Source organism: Sandaracinaceae bacterium (assembly GCA_020633055.1).
In the GTDB taxonomy this organism is placed as follows: domain Bacteria; phylum Myxococcota_A; class Polyangia; order Polyangiales; family Houyiibacteriaceae; genus JADJJE01.
In genome coordinates this window covers 465,410-484,357 of the sequence record JACKEJ010000009.1, presented here as the reverse complement: position 1 = coordinate 484,357, position 18,948 = coordinate 465,410, and the positions used below count along the sequence as shown (strand labels likewise).

General features: G+C 70.2%; 14 protein-coding genes. 5 read left to right on the top strand and 9 right to left on the bottom strand.

The features are described from left to right. Positions 1–17: 17 nt before the first annotated feature. From H6726_22055 to H6726_22040, 4 genes are all read right to left on the bottom strand, one after another. The gene (locus tag H6726_22055) at positions 18–722 is read right to left on the bottom strand and encodes a hypothetical protein (GenBank protein MCB9660343.1); all 705 of its coding nucleotides are present in this window, start codon (positions 720–722) and stop codon (positions 18–20) included. 114 nt (positions 723–836) lie between these two features. After that, on the bottom strand, positions 837–1,232 hold the full coding sequence (locus tag H6726_22050) for a hypothetical protein (protein ID MCB9660342.1): 396 nt from the start codon (positions 1,230–1,232) through the stop codon (positions 837–839). A 184-nt stretch (positions 1,233–1,416) separates the two neighbouring features. Then, positions 1,417–3,477 (bottom strand): peptidoglycan-binding protein, encoded by a 2,061-nt coding sequence (locus tag H6726_22045; GenBank protein ID MCB9660341.1) that lies wholly within the window; start codon positions 3,475–3,477, stop codon positions 1,417–1,419. A gap of 151 nt (positions 3,478–3,628) precedes the next feature. After that, positions 3,629–5,749, bottom strand: coding sequence for an EAL domain-containing protein (locus H6726_22040; protein MCB9660340.1), 2,121 nt, complete (start codon positions 5,747–5,749; stop codon positions 3,629–3,631). A 126-nt stretch (positions 5,750–5,875) separates the two neighbouring features. Here H6726_22040 and H6726_22035 point away from each other — a divergent pair, with 126 nt between their 5' ends. Next, positions 5,876–7,897, top strand: coding sequence for a wax ester/triacylglycerol synthase family O-acyltransferase (locus H6726_22035; GenBank protein ID MCB9660339.1), 2,022 nt, complete (start codon positions 5,876–5,878; stop codon positions 7,895–7,897). 34 nt (positions 7,898–7,931) lie between these two features. Here the strand turns inward: H6726_22035 and H6726_22030 are convergent, their stop codons facing one another. Beyond that, positions 7,932–8,195, bottom strand: coding sequence for a hypothetical protein (locus tag H6726_22030; GenBank protein ID MCB9660338.1), 264 nt, complete (start codon positions 8,193–8,195; stop codon positions 7,932–7,934). A gap of 173 nt (positions 8,196–8,368) precedes the next feature. Between H6726_22030 and H6726_22025 the strand changes: the two genes are divergently transcribed. Together H6726_22025 and H6726_22020 are read left to right on the top strand one after the other, a co-directional pair. Next, on the top strand, positions 8,369–10,912 hold the full coding sequence (locus H6726_22025; GenBank protein ID MCB9660337.1) for an Hsp70 family protein: 2,544 nt from the start codon (positions 8,369–8,371) through the stop codon (positions 10,910–10,912). Next, positions 10,909–11,400 carry a DnaJ domain-containing protein gene (locus H6726_22020; GenBank protein ID MCB9660336.1) on the top strand — a complete coding sequence of 164 codons (492 nt, stop codon included), beginning with the start codon at positions 10,909–10,911 and terminating at the stop codon, positions 11,398–11,400. Before H6726_22025 ends, H6726_22020 begins: the two co-directional genes overlap by 4 nt. Before the next feature lie 14 nt (positions 11,401–11,414). Here the strand turns inward: H6726_22020 and H6726_22015 are convergent, their stop codons facing one another. Continuing rightward, entirely contained in the window at positions 11,415–12,617 is a 1,203-nt protein-coding gene (locus H6726_22015; protein MCB9660335.1) for a GNAT family N-acetyltransferase/peptidase C39 family protein, read from the bottom strand. Between the two features lie 67 nt (positions 12,618–12,684). Between H6726_22015 and H6726_22010 the strand changes: the two genes are divergently transcribed. Next, complete coding sequence (locus H6726_22010) at positions 12,685–14,181, top strand: RimK family protein (protein ID MCB9660334.1); 1,497 nt, start codon at positions 12,685–12,687, stop codon at positions 14,179–14,181. A 69-nt stretch (positions 14,182–14,250) separates the two neighbouring features. Here H6726_22010 and H6726_22005 read toward each other — a convergent pair whose 3' ends face one another. Next, positions 14,251–16,572, bottom strand: coding sequence for a protein kinase (locus H6726_22005; GenBank protein MCB9660333.1), 2,322 nt, complete (start codon positions 16,570–16,572; stop codon positions 14,251–14,253). Positions 16,573–16,834: 262 nt separating this feature from the next. On the opposite strand from H6726_22005, the gene H6726_22000 reads away from it, so the two are divergent. Then, positions 16,835–17,269 (top strand): hypothetical protein, encoded by a 435-nt coding sequence (locus H6726_22000; GenBank protein ID MCB9660332.1) that lies wholly within the window; start codon positions 16,835–16,837, stop codon positions 17,267–17,269. Here H6726_22000 and H6726_21995 read toward each other — a convergent pair. Further along, positions 17,259–18,101, bottom strand: a complete 843-nt coding sequence (locus H6726_21995; protein MCB9660331.1) for a mechanosensitive ion channel family protein — start codon at positions 18,099–18,101, stop codon at positions 17,259–17,261. The two genes, H6726_22000 and H6726_21995, sit on opposite strands and share 11 nt — an antisense overlap. Then, positions 18,098–18,895 carry a hypothetical protein gene (locus H6726_21990; GenBank protein ID MCB9660330.1) on the bottom strand — a complete coding sequence of 266 codons (798 nt, stop codon included), beginning with the start codon at positions 18,893–18,895 and terminating at the stop codon, positions 18,098–18,100. Before H6726_21990 ends, H6726_21995 begins: the two co-directional genes overlap by 4 nt. Positions 18,896–18,948 lie beyond the last annotated feature (53 nt).

Sequence of the window (18,948 nt, the reverse complement as noted above, 5' to 3'; positions counted from 1 at the left end):
GTGCGTTCGAGGCTGACCTACACGCAGCTGGCGCTGACCTGTGAGCAGACACCAATTTCCGTCCACTGACACTCCCCGAATTCCGGGATCGGACACGGCTCGCATCCGGTACACGGCTCCCCGACGTGAGGGCACGCCAGCTGACGCCAGCCACACTCCCCAGTCTCCTCCCTGTCGCAGGCTTGCGAGGGAGACTCGTCCGCGCACGGGAGGGTCGGGGGCTGCGGCCCACAGTCGTCAGGCGTACACGGCGCGGGCTCGTCGTCGACACAGTGCACGTAGAGCGCGCACGCACCGTCGTCTCCGCCGCACGGCTCCGCGAGGGGCTCGCAGCGCGTCCCGCTGGGGCAGACCTGCTGCGCGCACAGCCGCTCGACGTCCAGCACGCAGACTTGGGCCTCACACACGGCTTGCCCCGGGGCGCATGGCGTGGGCACCCACGCGCAGCGCTCATGCAGGGCGCACGTGACCCCGCCACAGTCCTCGGAGACGACGTCGTCCACGCACACGGCGACCGGCTCGCACGCGGGGCTATCGGGCGCGCAGGGAGGCACCCGCAGTTCGCAGTGTCGACCGCCGTCGCACACCTTGTCGTCGCAGGGGCTCGCGACGCTTCCGTCGCCCGCGAGGCCGTTCGAGTGGCTGCCTGGGGCGTTGGCGCACCCCGAGGCGAAGGCAGCGAGGAGGAGGGGGAGCGTGAGCCAGAGTCGTAGCGTGGTCATGAGGTTCTCCGAGGACGTGAGGGGGTCACGCAGACACCATGACGACTCGCCAGACCACGCTGCAACTCGTTGAAACCAATCGCGTATCCGCTCGGATACGCACGCCTGCCCGGCTCAGTTGATGTGGGGGCCGTCGAACACCGGGTCGTCCTCGCTCGCCACCATCGCGTCGACGAGGGCGTCGCTCACGCGGGGCCGCACCTGCCAGTCGTAGACGGGCCGCGGCCGTAGCCCGGCGAGGGTCACGATGTGCGGCACGAGGTGGGCGTGCGCGGAGAGCATGCGCACACCCGGGTGGAGGTGCCGGACCAGCTCGGGAAAGCCCGCGCCCGAGCGCGGGTGCTCGGCAGGGGACCACGCGACCGCGACGTAGCGTGTCGCGCGGAGCTCCACGAGCGCTTCGTCCAGGCTCGTCACGTGCTTCACGTCGCCCAGCCCAGCGAAGGCGTCGACGATGAGCGAGCCAAGGGTTGAATCCGCGAGAACGAGCAAGAGGCGAAGGTTGGCCATGATGTTGTGCTCCAAAGCAATGTACGGGCCAAGTCCCAATCTAGATCAGAAATTACCGGCATGACGGGAATTTCCTTCCCCATGGTGATGGGGGCTCAAAAATCTGTGGGTTTCTACCTACGGAAAAAGTTTCGGAGGGGGTTGCAAGCGTAGGCTGGAGCCTACGCCGCCGCGGCGCCCGCCATCAGTCGGCGGTGTCCGCCGCTGCGGCCGAGGCGGCGCGACCCGCCAAACGCCGAATGCCGGGCACTGGGCGTGTCCGCGAGCCTCGCACCACGCCCTCGAGCACCTCGACGGGCACGGGGGGTGTCAGCTCGTAGCGGTACCCACGCGACTCGATACGAAAGTTGATGAACGAGCCTAAATAGTTGAAACGCTTTGCGAAGCGCACCGCCAGCGACCCGTGGCGCCGGTGCGCACGGTGCTCGAGGACGAAGCCGGCCAAGCGGACGGCGAGGTGGTTGTAGAGACGGTGACACCCATGGCTGGTCCCGCGCACGATGGAGCGGTAGCTCACCGACCCGTGTACGCGGATGCCTTCGTCCTGGTAGCGACCCGGGTCGTCCTCGGCCCGGTTGGGCATGACCCGGTGGTGCATGAGCATCACCAGCCCATACGCGCTCCGGTAGCTGGGCCCGAACAGGGAGCGGTTGGCGCGATAGCCGACGCCGGGCACACGCCGCACCATGTCCTCGTTGGGGGTGCTCGGGGGGGGCAGCCACGCTGGGCTGGCGATGACGTCTCGCCAGATGCGCTCCCCCACGGGAGACTCCTTGTAGCTCATCGCGAGGCCGCCGCCGGGAGCCCGCTCCGTCTTCCAGCCGCCGATGGTGGTGGGCCAACGCAGCAGCGCCACCTCGCGCCCCTCGTGTGCCGCGAAGAGCGTGATGACCGGGCGGCGACTCGTCGGCTGGTACACGTGCGCGCCCGAGCTCGTGTAAGGGTAGTCGTAGTACACGTCACCTCGGTCGATCTCGGCGCGCAACGTCATGTGAGGCCCGTGATACGCGGGCAGCGGCGGGAGGGAGAGCGCGACCCGGGCGTACCCGGCCTCGAGCAGCTCACCCACCGCGACGGTCGCGGCCTCGGGGTCCGTCCAACCGAGCGCGCGGGCTGCCGCCTCCGTGGCCGGGGAGATGAGGTCCGGGGCGGCGTCGGGCGCGGGGGGGTGGCCGGCCTCGATGTGGAACTCCGGGGTGTCGAGCTTGCGCCCCAATACGGTGCCCCATGCGTGCCCCGCCGACCCGTCCTCGATGAGGCCGGTGGCGCTGACCACCCGCTCGCGCAGCACGCGCAGCAACGTGCCGAAGTCCGCCTCGCGGCTGTCCTGCAGGAACGCGTCGCGCGTCGCTGCATCGACGATGCCCGCGTTGGTCACCATGTGGCGCCGCTGGAACTCGGTCAGCGAGTCCACCAGGTAGCCATCGAAGACTCCGTCCGTGACGCGCTCGGGGAGCAGCCCGTCACAGCGGAGGTGGGCGACCAGCTCGCGGACGCCGTCCACCGGGATGCGGTCAGTCGTGTAGCGCTCGTAGTCGGCCCCATAGCGCTCGTCCGTCGCGAGCGCGTGGATGTCGGGAACACCGCGCGCCTCGCGCGCCAGCTCGAGCCGGTGCCGCTCCCACGCCACGCGGCGCACGCGCGCGATGCGTGCATCCCGATCGCCCCACGGCCGGAGCTCCTCGGTCAGGAGGGCCAGGTTGGTGTCGTCGACGGACTCGTGGCACGCGTGTCGCTCCGCCTGACCGAGACGCTGGTGCACCACACGCAGCGTGGGGAAGATGCCGAAGAGTTCGAGGAAGCGCTCCGGCGCGACGTCCTCCGGCAGATCCTCGAAGCGCTCGTCAGCGAGGGCCAGCAGCACCGCGCGATAGGGCTGGACCCCGGCCTCGCCGAGCGCGGGGTCCTCGTCGAACACGGGCGCGGCCCAGGAGGGGCTGGTGTCCAGCACGGTCAGCCCACGCGCCGCGAGCTCGTCGGGGCACACGTCACCCGTGTGCCGCCCGGCCTCGTAGAGCGGGATCGCCTCGTCACCACAGCGCTCCCGCGCGCTGGGCCCAGGCTGCGGGGGTCGGGGCGTCTCGGGCTCGCCCTCGTGCCGTCCCGGCGCGACCTGGCCGGCGTTGGGCGCCCGGGACTCGTCCGCCGGACTCGGGTCGGCGGGACCGCAGGCCACGCAGATCAAGGCCATCACCCCCCCCGCGATGCGCCACCCTCCAGCCCCGCCACGATGGATGGGCGGCACGAGCGAGCAGCGTCCGGTCGGCGTGGGGGAACGCACATCTCATGGTGGCACGCGGGGCGGACCGATGCCCAGCACGGGCCGAGCCTGCTCCCCGCGGGGTGTCGAGCGCGGACGTGCGCGAGGTCAGGGCACGACGTACGCGGACGCGCCCTCACTCGGAGGCGGTCGCCATGGGGAGCTGGTCGGCGGGCGTGGGGCGACCGAGGAGATAGCCCTGCAGGAGGTCGCACCCGGCCACGACCAGCCCGTCGTGTTGCGCCTGCGTCTCGACTCCTTCCGCCACCACCGTGAGCCCGAGCCGGTGCGCCAGATCGATGATGGACGCGACGATGGCCTGACTGCGCGGGTTGTCGGCCAGCACGAAGGACCGATCGATCTTGAGCGAGTCGACCTCGAAGGTGGCGAGGTTGGCGAGGCTCGAGTGTCCCGTGCCGAAGTCGTCGAGGGCGACACGCACCCCGCGTCGGCGCAGCTCGCCGAGGACGAAGTGGGCCTGGGACGTGGAGCGCAGCAGGGTCGTCTCGGTGATCTCCACCTCCAGCAGCGACTCGGCCAGCGCGTGACGCTCGAGAGCCAGCCGAATCGTATCGAGCACGCCGTCGTCTTCGAGCTGGATGGGCGAGAGGTTGACCGCCAGGTGCAGGTCGCGCGCGCCGGCGCGGTGCCAGCGCGCGAGCTGCGCGATGGCGGTGTCGATGACCCAGGCGCCCACTGGGACGATCAGCCCGAGCGACTCCAAGACGGGGACGAACTCGTTGGGCGGGATGACCTCGCCGTTGATGTTGCGCCAGCGGATGAGCGCCTCGACCCCCACGGTGCGGCCCAGCGCCGGCGACCACTTGGGCTGGTACTCGAGCGTGAACTGGTTGCGCTCGAGGGCGTAGCGCAGCTGCCCCTCCTGCCGGAGACGCGAGAGCGCCGCCGTGGTGCTCACCTGGCCAGCGATCGTGAATCGATCTCCGCCGTGCCGCTTGCCGCCGTACATGGCGGAGTCGGCGGCGTCGATCAGCGCCTCGACCGTGTCGCCCGTGTCCGGGCACAGCGCCGCGCCGATGCTGGCGCGCGGCACGACGTCGGTCTCGCCGAGGCGCAGCGGCTCGCGCATCACCTCGCGTACTCGGCGCCCGATCTCCGCCACGCCGTCGCGGGAGACCGGCCCTTCGAGGATGACCGCGAACTCGTCCCGCTCGAGCCGCGCGAGCGTGTCGCCTTCGCGGAGGCACTGCTGGATGCGGTGCGCCACCTCGCGCAAGAAGCGGTCGCCGGCCGCCTGGCCCAGCGCCTCGTTGACGGAGCGGAAGTCGTCGATGTCCACGAGCAGCACGGCGAAGGCTTGGTCTTCACGGCGGAACCGGGCGAGCGCGTGCGCGAGACGGTCGCGGAAGCTGGCGCGATTGGGGAGACCGGTCAGGTAGTCGTAGCGAGCGATGTAGGCGGACCTGCGCTCGAAGCGCTTGCGTTCGACGGCGAACAACAACGCACGCCGGAGCTGTGCGTGCTCACCGAGCTGGTGCTCGAGGCAATCCTGCGCGCCGAGCTGCACCGCGTGACGCGCGCTGGTCTCGTCCCAGCGCGCGGAGAGGACCACGATGGCGCTGTCGGGCGAGGCCAGCCGCAGCCGCAGCAGCGCCTCCATCCCGACGCCTTCGGTCACGCTCATGTCCATCAACAAGAGGTCGAAGTGTCCCTCGTCGAGCGCGTCCAGACCCGCCGCGAGGGACGCTACCGCGTGGCAATCGACCGCGCATGCCCCCGCGGCGCGCAGCGTCGAGAGCGTCGCCTGCGCGCGCGCGCCATCCACGTCGAGCATGAGCAGGCTCACCTCGACCGAGGCCAGTGGCTCCGTCGAAGGTCGCAGCGCGAGCTCCTCGGCGCGCTCGAGCGCCTCGAGCAGGGTCGTCTTGAGCACCTGCGGATCCCAGGGCTTGACCACCACCAGCGCGTCGAGATGCACGTCCGGACGCGACGGCAGCTCCAACGACGGGGCGCCGCTCACCAGCACGAACGCGCTCGAGGGGCTGACCTCGCGCAGACGCTCCACCATGGCGAGACCGTCCAGCCCGGGCATGCTGAGGTCGACCGCGATGACGTCGAAGTGCGAGCGCTCGACCGCTCGCAAGGCCTGCGTCGCGCTGTTGGCTAGCTCGACCACGACGCCCAGCGCATAGGTCGCCTGCTCGAACGCGCGCTGCACATGCCGTTCGTCGTCCACGAACAGGACACGCGGTCGGGCCTCGTCCGCGGGGGGACGGCGTGTATCACGGCGCGTCATGGTGCGGTCTATTAGCGTACTCGATACGCGAGCGCCCGCGGCCCCGGAAATGATCCGGTCCACGCAGCACACTCGCCGCGCGTGGTCGCCCCGAGGTGATACACTCCCGCCTTTCGAGAGGACTCGATGGAGCGACTCACCGGACTGGACGCCTCGTTTTTGTACATGGAGACCCCGCAAGTGCAGATGCACGTGGGGTTTGCGTGCGTGTTCTCCCCCGAGGACATGCCCGGGGGCTACTCGTTCCACACCATCTCGGAGCGCATCGCGCGGGCGGCGCAGGAGCACTACGCGCTGCGCCGCCGATTGGTCCACGTGCCCCTCGATCTCCACCACCCCCTGTGGGTGGACGACCCAGACTTCGACGTCATCCATCACGTACGGCACGTCGCGCTGCCGGCGCCTGGCGGGGAGGAAGAGCTGGGCGCGATGGTCGGCCGCATCTACAGCACGCCGCTCGATCGCTCGCGTCCTCTGTGGGAGGCGTGGGTGATCGAGGGCCTCGAGGGTGGTCGCTTTTGCCTGTTCATGAAGTTCCACCATGCCGCCGTGGACGGTGTGGCTGGCTCGGAGCTCGTGATGCACCTCCTGCAGTCCAGCCCCACGCGTGAACCAGACAAGCCTGTCCCCCCACGCGAGCCAGACCGGATCCCGAGCGACCTCGAGATGGTGAGCTTCGCGCTGCGTTCGAAGCTCAAGGCGCCTGCCCAGTTCGCGAACGTGCTGAGCCAGTCGGTGCGCTTCGTGGACACAGTGGTGAAGCGCCGCCGCGACCCCGAGCAGGACCCTGGCGGCACGCCGCTGGTGGCGCCGCGCACACCCTGGAACGGGGCGGTCAGCGCGCGGCGCAAGCTCGCCAACGCGCGCGTGCCGCTCGAGACCATCAAGGACATCAAGAACGCGTTCGGCACCACCGTGAACGACGTGGTGCTCGCCATCGCGGGGAGCGTGCTGCGGCGCTACCTGATGGAGCGGGGCGCGCTACCCAGTGCCCCCCTGACGGCGGTGTGTCCGATGTCCGTGCGGCAGAAAGAGGAGCTCGGTCAGGCCAACAACAAGGTGAGCGCCATGTTCGTGTGCCTGTACACGAACATCGAAGACCCCGTCGAGCGCCTGAAGGAGATCCACAAGACCACCAAGGGCGCCAAGGCGGAGCACAACGCGCTGGGGGCCGACACGCTGCAGAACTGGGCCGAGCTGGCGGGCCCGAGCGTGTTCGCGTCCGCCGTGCGCTTCTACTCCACGCGCAACCTCGCCAACCGTCACCGTCCCATCCACAATCTGGTCATCAGCAACGTGCCGGGGCCGCGCTATCCGCTGTTCCTCGAGGGTGCGCGTCTCGAGGCCATCTATCCGCTGGGCCCCGTCATGGAGGGCGCGGGGCTGAATCTGACGCTGATGAGCTACCTGGACGCCATCGACTTCAGCTTCTTGGTGGACGCCGAGCTCGTGCCCGACGTCTGGGACATGGCGCGCATGACCGCCGACTCGCTCGACGAGCTGCTGCAGGCCGCGCGCGCTCACCGCGCGTCCCAGTTCCCGCCAGCCGCGGCGTCGAGCGAGCCAGCGCCCGTCCCCCGAGCTGCGGCACGTCCCGAAACGCACGCTGTTCCGGCCGCTGCTGTGCCTGTGGAGCCAGACCCCGCCAATAAGCCTGTTGAGCCGGCGCCCGCCAACATGCCCGCCGAGCCGGCGCCCGCCAACATGCCCGCCGAGCCGGCGCCCGACCCGGCCCTCGCCTCGACGCAGCCGCCGGCCACGCCACCCGCCCCGCCGCCCCTCGTCACCGAGACCAAGGCGGAGGCGGCACGCTCGACACCAACGCCGCCCACGCGCACGCCCACGCAACACAAGTCGGGGGAGAGCGGGGGGCCGGCAAAGGCCAGTCGCAAGGCCGCGCCGCGAGCCCGCCGCGGAGGGGATCCGCCCGCCGCGTCGAGCGAAGCGAACGCGACCGCGCGCGTCGGCGATGATCCTGCGCGGCCTGGGAAAGTAGGAGGCGCTCGCCCAGCCTCCAGAGCGACCAAGGCGGCAAAGGGGGCCACGACGACCCGAACGACCGCGGCGACCCGGACCGTCGACGCCAAGCCCGACAAGCCGAAGCGCAAGCGCCGCAAGCCAAGTGCCAAGCGCCAGACCCACGAATAGGGTCGCTCCCACGCGAGGACGCGAACTTCCCGGTTCACGCCGCGCGCGCAGGCGACTGCGTGGCTTGCTGGCTTCGGAAGGCGGCGGACACCGAGAGACCGCGCAGCGTGAGACGCACACGCTCCGCGTCCACCAAGTCCCGCTCTTCGAGGTGCGCGAGAGCCGCCCGGACGGCCAACGTGGGCACACCCAGACGCCCGGCGATGCGCGCGACGCGCACCGACTCGGTGTGGCCGAGCTCGTTGGCGAGGTCGAAGAGAGAGAACAGGGTACCCAGGATCAGTTGTTCACGGTTCATGCGTTCAGTGTCATCCGACCACTGATCACGCGTCCAGTTTTGTGCACGATATTTTTGGCTGGCGCCTCCCACGAGGCCGAACTTCCGTCGAAAACCGGTCATGGTAGTCAGGAGCGGGCGCTTCTGGCAGCATCACCCTCCGGGGCCTCGTCGGCCCCCACCCCTGAGACTCGATGAGCGGCATCATTCTAGGAATCGACCTCGGCACGACGAATTCCGTCGTCGCGGTGGCGGACGGTGAGCAGGTCACCGTGCTGGCCGACGAAGCCGGCAACCGGCTGATCCCGTCCGTCGTGTCCTTCCACCCCGAGCGTCGCATCCTCGTCGGCGAAGAGGCTCGCGACCGGCGGCTGATCGACGCACGCAACACGGTCTACTCGATCAAGCGCCTCATCGGCCGTCCCTTCAAGAGCCCCGAGGTCGCCACGGCGAAGTCACGCTTCGCGTTCGAGCTGACCGAGAGCGGGAGTGGAGGCGTGGTCGTCAGCGTACGCGACGAGACCTACACGCTGACCGAGATCAGCGCGTTCGTGCTGCGCGAGGTGCGTCGCATCGCCGAGGCGCGCATCGGCCAGCCAGTCAACCGCGCGGTCATCACCGTCCCCGCGAACTTCAACGAGCTGCAGCGCAGCGCCACCAAGGCGGCGGGGCGCGTCGCAGGCCTCGAGGTCGCGCGCATCATCAACGAGCCCACGGCCGCGGCGCTGGCATACGGCTACGGCAAGGACCGCGCGGAGCGCGTCGCCGTGTTCGACCTGGGCGGCGGCACGTTCGACCTCACCATCCTCGACCTCGACAAGGACGTGTTCGAGGTCGTCGCGACCGCGGGCGACAGCTTCCTCGGGGGCGACGACATCGACCTGATCATCGCCGAAGCGATGGCGGAGCACTTCCTACGGGAGCACCGCTACGACGTACGCGGGGACGCCCAGGCGTTCGAGCGGCTCCGCGCCGCCGCGGAGTGGACCAAGTGCCAGCTCTCGATCGAGTCGCAGGTGTCGGTCACAGTGGAGGAGCTGGCATACGGCGAGAGCGGCCACGCCCTCGACCTCACCTTCAACATGAGCCGCACCGAGCTCGAGCTGCGCATGCGGCCGACCCTCGAGAAGAGCATCGAGGTGTGCAAGCTCGCGATGAAGCGCGCCGGCCTGACGCCCAACGACATCGATAGCGTCATCATGGTCGGGGGCTCCACACGGGTACCCCTCGTGCGAGAGCTGGTGGCCGACTACTTCGGTCACACCCCGCGTCAGGAGATCGACCCGGACCTGGTGGTGGCTCAGGGCGCGGCGCTGCACGCCATGACGCTGTCGGGGTCGGACGCGACCCGCGGTCGGATGGCGCTCGGGCGCGTCGCCCTCAAGAAGGTGTCGCTGACCGACCTCAAGGCCGCACAGAACGCCAGCAGCGCCCGCAAGGACGCGCTGCCGAAGCAGCCCGCGTTCGCCCCCACGGCGCAGGTGGAGCGCGCGCAGCCCGTCGTCGCCGTGGAGATCGTCGCGCCCTCCGCGGCCAAGGCGCGGGGTGGCACGTCGGCGGTCCCCGCCATCGCGGTGGGGGTCCCCAAGCGCGCCACGCCGGGAGCTCCCCTCCTCAACCTGGACGACCCCACCCTGGGTGAGCCAGGCCGTGAGCGCGCCCCCACGCCCCCCAAGAAGCCCACCTTGATGCCGGGCGCGCAGAGCCCGTTCGTCACACCACGGGTAGGCGCGAGCACGGACGGAAGCTCGCTGCTCAGCCTGGACGACCCCTCCGCGCCAGATGTCCGCCCAATGATCCTGGGCGTGTCACAGAAAGCGCAGAGCGCCGGGAGGCAGCGCGAGAACACCGCGCAGTTCGGCACGGGCTCCGGGCCCATCGCCCCGCCACGCGTCACGCCCAGCGCGCTCGACACGCTGGACGCGCCAGACATGCCCCGACGCTCCAGCGTGCAGACCCTGAGCGGTGTCTCGGCGCCAAACATCACGCAAGAGTTCGACGACCTCGAGGGGCTCGAGCTGCTGGAGAGCGACCTGCCGCCTGCGCCCTCCCCGCCTCGCATCGAGGTCCCGGTGCTGACGCCCGCGCAGTCGCTGGGCGGTCCACCGCCGCCCGTCACGAGGCCGCGCGTGACCACCGAGGCGCTCGACGACGAGGACTTCGAGGTGATGATCGGGACGGGCGTGGCCGACCTCCCGGACATGGAGGACCTCGACCTGGTCGAGGCGCTGCCGGCGGGTCCCGCGCCCATGGTCTCGGCGCTCCCGACGCACGCGAACGCCGAGGTCGTGAGGCCCGTGCTGCAGGTGAGCGGCCCAGCCCCGCTCCTGATGGACGTGACACCGCTGTCGCTCGGGCTCGAGACGGTCGGCGGCTACTGTCAGCACCTCATCCGTCGCAACACGCCCATCCCCACCGAGCAGAGCCGCATCTTCTCGACGGGCCAGGACGGGCAATCCGAGGTCCAGGTGCGCATCTGCCAGGGGGACGCGCGCGTGTACGAAGAGAACCAAGCGCTGGGCTCCGTACAGCTGACGGGGCTGCGCGACGCTGCGCGAGGCGACGTGCGCATCGAGGTCACCTTCATCCTCGACGCCAGCGGCACGCTCGACGTGAAGGCGCTCGACGTGGAGACGGGCAAGCAGCAGGCCACGCGCATCAACCTCCTGGGCGGAGTGGACGAAGACGAGATCCGCAGCATGGCCGCGCGGCAGTCGCAGCTGCTCGGGGGCCGATGAGCCACGGCCTCGACGACCTCGACTACTACGCGCTGCTCGGCGTCGACGAGGAGGCGAGCATCGCGAAGATCAAGGAGGCCTTCCGCGTCTTCGCGCGGCGCTATCACCCGGACCGCTTCGCCGGGACCACTCCAGAGAAGATCGAACGGGCGAACGCCATCTACCGGCGCGGCACGGAGGCCTACCAGGTGCTGACGGACCCGGTGTCCCGTACGCGCTACGACGAAGCGCTGGAGCGCGGTGAGCTACGACTGACGTCCGAGGCGCGCGAGGCGGCCAAACCGAAGCCGAAGGTCGCACCGGCAGCGCCTCGCATCCGGAGCGCCCAGGCGCGCACCCTCTACGACGACGCCGTGCTGGCCACCAAGCAGCAAGACTGGAAGGGCGCGCAGCGCGCGCTTCGTGGAGCGTGCCAGCTGGAACCCGAGAGCGAGTTCCTGCGCGAGCGCCTGGCACAGCTGGAGCAACACCTGCGCACGCTGCGCTGACCTGACGTCGGCGCTCAGCGCTTCGCGGAGCGTCGTCGATCGCGCTTGCGACGATCACGGCTGGCGTTGGGCGACGCGCGCAGCATGACGATGGAGCGCAAACGCGAGCGACCGAAGCGCGCCATGCGCTCGAAGTCCGCGTGGGCGACGGGCATGTGCATGTAGTCGGTCGCCGAGCGGTGTTCTTCTTCGTCCACCCCGGGGTCGTGCAGGTACACGAAGCGTTCGTCGTGCCCGGTGAGCACCACCCAGTGCGGCGCCTTGCGGCGGGTCAGCCGGTACTCGCTGATGAGCACGATGGGCACCTCGCCCGCGTCCATGCGCGCGCGCAGCTCGTCCACGCTGGGCACGCTGAGGCTCACCTCGGCGTGCGACGCGTCCAGCTTGGCCAGGAAGTCCTCGTGCACCAGCGTCATGACCTCCTTCTTGGCCTCGTCGCGCACCCCCTCCAAGAACGGCACCGCGTCCGTGTTGGTGTAGACCGTCACTCCGAAGCCCCGGCCCGCCGCGGCTACCGCGAGGCCGTGCGGGCTGCACCCCCCGTGACCGCTGGTCATGAAGATGGTGGTCGCCTCACGCCAGATCTGGAGCTCCTCTTGGCGTGACGGCGCGTAGTCGTCGTCGAGGGCGGCCATCGCCATCATGAGCGACGCCGAGCCGCAGGTGAACTCGGTCTTCTGCTCGTAGTAGGGCGTGGCCCAGACCTGGCTCTCGAGCCCCGGATAGCGCACGCGTTTCTCGAAGCGCAGCGCGTCCCCGTGTTCGCCGTAGTACCCCTCGACACGCTCCAATTGCACGTAGCCGCGCGTCTCGTAGAGCTGAATGGCGGTGGCGTTGTCCGCGCGCACCTCCAGCCGCAAGTACACCGCGCCGCGCGCCACGGCCTCGGCTTCAGCCGCCTCCAGCAGCCGCACGCCGAGGCGCTGTCCACGCGCGTCGTTCGCGACCGCGATGGAGTAGAGGCGTGAGAGCGAGGTGCCGCGATGAAACAGCACCAACGCGTATCCGTAGAGCTTGACCTCACGCGTCGGGTCGCCGTCACCGAGCGGCTCCGACGCGACGATCAAGGCGGCGTTCGCGCGGCGGTGCATCCACTGGAAGTTGCGCCGCGAGAGGCGGTCGTAGTCGAAGCACGCCTCTTCGAGCGCGACGAGCGCACGCAAATCTTCCGTGCGTGCGGGACGGAGCTCGATGGTCGGTGGAGGGGGGGTCGTCATGCTTCCGAATTCGCTCGCGAGGGCTTGCGTACCACCGCACGGACACCAATTCTAGCGGTCGCCGTCTATGCGCAAACTCATCATCGTGGTCACCGAGCTCGAAGACTGGGCCAACCTCTATCCGAGCGACGACGTGATGACCGTCCACGACTACCTCGCGGGGACGCAGGTAGGGGGACACGACCCGAACCACGTGCGGGTCATCAACCTGTGCCGCAGCCAGAAGTACCTCAGCTACGGCTACTACTGCTCGCTGCTCGCGGAGGCCCGTGGGCACCGCGTGCTGCCCTCCGTGCGCACCCTCAACGACCTGCGGAAGCGTTCCATCTACTCCCTCGACACGGAGAGCCTGGACGAAGCCGTCGAGGCCGCGCTCGAGGCGTACACCAGCGCCGAGGTGCGCTCGCTCGACCTCATCATCCACTTCGGGTCGACCTCGGTCGAGCCCCTGCAGGACATCGCTAGCCAGATCTTCGAGATGTTCCCGTGCCCCATCCTCAAGGTGCGGTTCAAGAAGCGCAAGTCGTGGGCCATCGCCTCCGTCACGGCGGGTAGCTTGCCCAAGCTGGGCGACACGGCCGAGGAAGAATTTGCGCTGGCCCTCGAGCGCTTCAGCACCCGCATGTGGCTCGAGCCGCGCGCGCGCACCAAGTACCGCTACGACGTCGCGATGCTGGTGGACCCGAACGAGAAGCTGGCCCCCAGCGACCCGGCGGCGCTCGCGCGGTTCGAGCGGGTCGCCAAGGACATGGGGCTCTTGCTGGAGCGGGTCCGCAAGCGCGACTTCGGGCGCCTGGCGGAGTACGACGCGCTCTTCATCCGCGAGACCACGGCCGTCACGCATCACACGTTCCGCTTCGCCAAGCGCGCGGAGAACGAGGGGATGGTGGTCATCGACGACCCCAGCTCCATCCTGCGCTGCACCAACAAGCTGTTTCTGTGGGACCTGCTCAAGACCAAGGGCGTCCCCACGCCGCGCGCCGCGATGCTCTACCGCACGCGCCCCGAGTCCCTCTCGCAGGTGGCCGACGCGCTGAGCTTCCCGGTGGTGGTCAAGATCCCCGACGGTGCGTTCTCCAAGGGCATCGAGCTGGCGGAGGACATGCCCTCGCTGCTGAAGGTCACGAAGAAGCTCTTCGAGCGGTCTGCCCTGCTGCTCGCGCAGGAGTTCATGCTGACCGAGTACGACTGGCGCATCGGCGTGCTGAACCGTCAGCCGCTGTATGCGTGCAAGTACTTCATGGCTCCCTCGCATTGGCAGATCTACAACCACGGCGCGGCAGAGGCCGACGACACGGGAGGCGGCTTCGAGACGCTGCCCATCTCCGCGGTGCCAGCGAACGTGCTCGAGGCGGCGATGAACGCGGCCAACTTGATCGGCGACGGCCTCTACGGTGTGGACGTCAAGCAGGTGGGCGAGCGCGCGGTGGTGATCGAGGTCAACGACAACCCCAGCATCGACGAGGGTGTCGAGGACGCGCTGCTCGGGGACGAGCTGTACAGGCGTGTGCTGGGTGAGTTCGTGCGCCGCCTGGACGCGCAGCGCGACGGCCAGCCCACGTAGCGGTGGAGGGCGCGTGGAGCGCTCCCCGCAGGGCAACGTGGTGCGACCACTGGGAGCGTGCGCGGGGGACTATCCGGTCCAGGGGGGAGGCTCGGTGCTCGCAGGCGGATCCGGCACGGCCCAGTCGATGCCGTCCTGCATGCTGCTGGCGGGCGCGGGGACACGCGTCGGCGTGGAGGGTTCGGCGGGCGGTGGCGGCGGGAGCGCGTCGGGCCCAGACGGAGACGTCGGTGGCCCCAGCGGGCGGAAGGTGCCTGCGGGGACGACGGGCGCGGCCGGGGCGGGCGGCGGCGCGCTCATCGCGCTGGTGCCCACGCTGGGGCGCGAGGGCCTGTCCGGCCGGTCGACGGTGACTTCCTGGCGCAGCATGACGCGCTGCGCGCCCACGCCGAACTCGAGGGCCACCTCGTGCGAGCCTGCCGCAGCGAACGCGTAGTCGGCCACCCACGTACCGCGTGTGTCGCCGGGGGTGGCGGGCAAGCGATCGAGTCGGCGCCCTGCACGGAACACCGAGAACTCGGGCACGACGTCCGCCGGGAGGCGCATCTCGGTGCCGAACACCCCCACAAGCCGCACCCGCTCGCGCTGCGCGGGCGGGTCGGGCTCGAAGTGGATCCCTGCAGCCACGGGCGGCGGTGTGGCGACGTCTTGCACGGCACCAAGGAGGCGCAGCCCCTCGGTGGCAGCGCTGTCCTCGGGAAAGAAGCGCAAGACCGTCTGGTACGCATCGCGGGCCCCAGCCGGATCACCCTGCGCGCGCGCGTTGGCGGCTCGTTCGCGCAACAAGAGCGCTGCCTCGCGTCGGATGGCGCGGGCACCCGCGTGCGCAGGATCCTGCTCCAGCAGGCGGCCCGTGAGCTCCAGGACGTTGTCACCTGGCGGCGAGTCGATGGCCCCGTGGCTGAGCGCCTCGCGGGCTCGCACCTCGAGGCTGCGCTGCTGCTCGAGCGCCTCCTGCTCACCTCGCTGCATCAAGTAGAGCGCCACCCCGCCGACTCCGAGGACGCCCACGAGGAAGCCGATCAGCACCGGCACATACGGTCGTTGGCGTGGGCGCGAAAGGCCCGGAATCGCGACGAAGGACTCGTCGTAGGACAGGCCGGCGTGTGGCTCGAGGCTGGCACGGGGCGCCGCCTCGGCCGGCTGCAACACGGGCAGCTCGACGGCGGGCATGAGCTGCCGCGCGTGGCCGGCGCGCGGCGACAGCCCGACCCCCGCCGGAGGCGCGACGGCCTGCTGCGCGAGCCGCTGAAGCTCCGCGGCGCTGAGGGCGGGCATCACGCTGCCGTCGCGTCGCGTGGCCATGTCGGGTCTCGCCATGAGCGACGGTTGTGGCGCGGGCGCCCCCTCCACCAGCACCCCCGTTTGGAGCAGCGTGGCCGATGACGGCTTGAGCGCCGCGCGAGCCTGTTCCGGCGTGATGGCGACGCCCGCGACCGCAGCGGCGCTCTCGAGCGCGCGCGCAAACGCCGCGGCGTTGTCGTGCCGTGCGTCCGGGTGCTTGCCCAGCGCACGCATGACGACCTCGGCGATGGCCGACGGAACGTGCGCTCCACCAGGCCGCGAGTCGATCGGCGGCGGCTTCTGGCGCAGGTGCTTCATGAGCAGCGCCACCGGCGACGTGTCGTCGAAGGGCACGCTGCCCGTCAGCAGCTGATAGGTGAGCACGGCCAGCGAGTACACGTCGGAGCGTGCGTCGGTCGCCTCCCCGGAGGCGCCCTCGGGCGAGATGTAGCGCGCCGTCCCGAAGATCACCCCCGACTGCGTGACGTGGCTCTGCTCGTCCCACAGCAGCCGCGCGATGCCGAAGTCGAGCACCTTGACGAAGTCCGGGTCGCCATCGCGCGCCACCAGCATGATGTTCTCGGGCTTGACGTCGCGGTGGACGATGCCTTGCCGGTGAGCGGCGCCGACGCCCAGCGCGACCGCGTGCGCCACGCGCAGCGCCCGCGCGAGCGGGAACGGGCCGTCCTCGAACAGGGCTTGCGCGAGCGTGCGCCCCTCCAGGTACTCCATCACCAAGTAGAGGCTGCCATCCGGGAGCTCGCCGAACAGGTAGACGTCCACCAGGTTGGGGTGATCGAGCGAGGAGGCGACGCGCGCCTCACGCTGGAAGCGGCGCACGGCGTCCTGGTTCTTGGCCAGGTCGCGGTGGAGGATCTTGATGGCCACGTCCCGGCGCTGCGACGCCTGGTGCGCGCGGTACACGGTGCCCATCCCGCCGGAGCCCACCGCCTCGAGCACGTCGAACTGCTCGAGCAGGCGCGTCCCCACCAGCGGGTCGAGCGACATCTCCTGCTCGACGAGCGCGGTTCCGTCGAGCTGACAGAACGTCGCCGCCGCGTGGTACGGCGTGCTGCAGGCGGGACAGATCTTGCGGAGCGCGGACATGGGGTGGACTCGATCAGGGTAGCGTAGGGACGACGGTCGAGACAGGGGTACGCCGCCGCGAGGTTCGAGACCCCCTCTCCCGCATGCGCCTTGGGTGGTCGCTGCGCTCTGGGCCACCTCGTGGGTGTGGGGCGGCCGGCCGATGCTCGTTCGCGAAGGGCGTGGCGCGACGCGACGGCACCCTGCGTCGGTCACGCCCGGCCGCCCGAGCTTGCAGGGGAGAGCGCGAGGTGCGCGTCCCCGTGGTAGGCTCCCGACATCCATGAACTCCGCCCTCGCCGAACTCATCGCGCAGGACGCCGCCGCGTTCACGCCCTTGCAGCTCCGCCTGCTCGTCAACTTGGTCGTGGTGGTCGCGCACGCCGACCTCGAGATCGACCGCGACGAGATCGACGGCATCCAAGTGGCGCTGTCGTCGTCGCTGGGCCACGCGCTGTCCGACGACGAGCTGACCGAGCACATCAAGGGCGCTCGTCAACGTATCTCCGCCAGCGGCAGCGTACGCTTCGCGGAGCAGGTGGGGGTCAACCTGGCCGAAGCCCGTCTCGCCAAGGTAGGTGCCCGGCTCGCCTACGCGCTGGCAGCCACCAGCGGCGGTATCTCCGAGGACGAACGCCTGCGCCTGCGCGCGCTCACGCACGGGGCCAAGCTCCCAGCCGACGAAGTGGCGCGTATCGAGGCCAGCGTCACGCTGTAGTGTCGCGTTCGCGCACGGCGCTCGCCATGTCAGCGCTGCGCTCCATCCGCAGACGTTGCGTGGGCTGACGGATCCCTGCGGCCGCGAGGCGCTCTTGCGCCAGCGCCTGCACCGTCGCGCGGGCCTCCAGGAAGATCTCGCGACGCGTCCAGAAGCGGAACTTCACCCACACGGCGGCGTCCGTGAAGTCTTGGACGAAGAAGTGGGTCTTGGGCTCCAGCAGGCACTGCGGGAGTTCGTGGACGATCTCGTCGAGGAGCTTCGCGAGCGTGGCCAGGTCGGTGTCGTACTCGACGCGGAAGTCGATCTCCACGCGCCGGATCGGGAAGCGGCTCAGGTTGACGATGTCTGTCTTGATGAGCGTCTCGTTGGGAACGCGCACGAAGAGGTTCTCGGGCGTCCTGAGCTTGACCGAGAGCAGATCGATGCTCAGCACCTCGCCCACGGTGGCTCCGACGGAGATGATGTCCCCCGGCTCGAAGGAGCGCTCCCCGATGAGGAACACCCCGCTGATGAGGTTCGACATGCTCGTCTGGGACGCGAAGCCGAAGGCCACGGTCAGGATGCCGGCCGCGCCGAAGAACACGCTCATGTCCACGCCGCCGCGGTGCAGCGCGGCGAGCGTCACCAAGCCGACGAGCGCATAGAAAGAGATGCGCCGGACGGACTGCACGCGCTGAGCGTCCAGGTGACGCCCAGCGAAGCGGGTGAGCGCGCCCACCGCCAGGCGCGACACCACCAGCCCGACCACCCAGAACGCGAAGGCCAGCGCGGGCGCGCGCACGTCTGGATCGCGCAGCAGCTCGCGCAGACTCAGCAAGACCTGGCTCATCGTCCGGCCCCCCAAAAGTGGTTGAGCATCTGCAAGACGGACACGCCCTGCTGCAGCTCGCGGGGGGGCGCCACGCGCACGGCCCCAGGTACCGGCGCGCCGGGCCGCACGGAGACGTCCTCCCCGTCACGTCCTCGTGTGACCGCGATGTCGTCGGTGCGCAGGTCTCCCGTCGCCTCGTCGGCCCACAACGCCATGCGGGTCACGGGCACGTAGAGGCGCTCCACCCAATAGGGCTCCTCGTGCCGGTTCAAGAGCCAGATCGCCGTGGTGGCCCGGCTTTGACGCTGCTCGAGCTCGGCGCGATCCAGCCGCGCGTGCGTGCGGCCTGCGTAGCAGACGCTCCCGTCCATCGTCGTGCGCCCATGCCACGTCTCGGAGGGCTGCGTGACGGGGACCTCCACCATCGGCGCCGTCGCCTCCCCATCCGCCACACGCACGACCAGAGGCGTCGTGACATAGACGACAACTTCTTGGTGAGGGAGCAGGTGGAGCTTCGCGTACGGCCGCACGACGAACGCCCGGTCCATCAGCGCCGGCGAGAGCGTGACCCGGCTCGCCGTCTCACGTTGCGCGAAGCGGTCCCACTCCGTGTCGTCGACGCTCCCGCCGCCCTCGCCGCGCGGGTGGACGTGCAGCTCGGCCCCGCCCCGCAGCGAGTCGCCCTCGCGCGTGGCCCCAATGCGCCACTCCCGCTCGAAGCGGCTGACCCACAGCGTCAGGGGCCCCAGCGTCAGCTCGAGCCGTCCACCCGGGCCTACCTCGTGGGTGCCCCACCACTGTCCGTCGCTCATGGACGAGGTGTGGGCGGGCGCACGCGGCCCCGCAAGGCGTCGCCCCCATACGT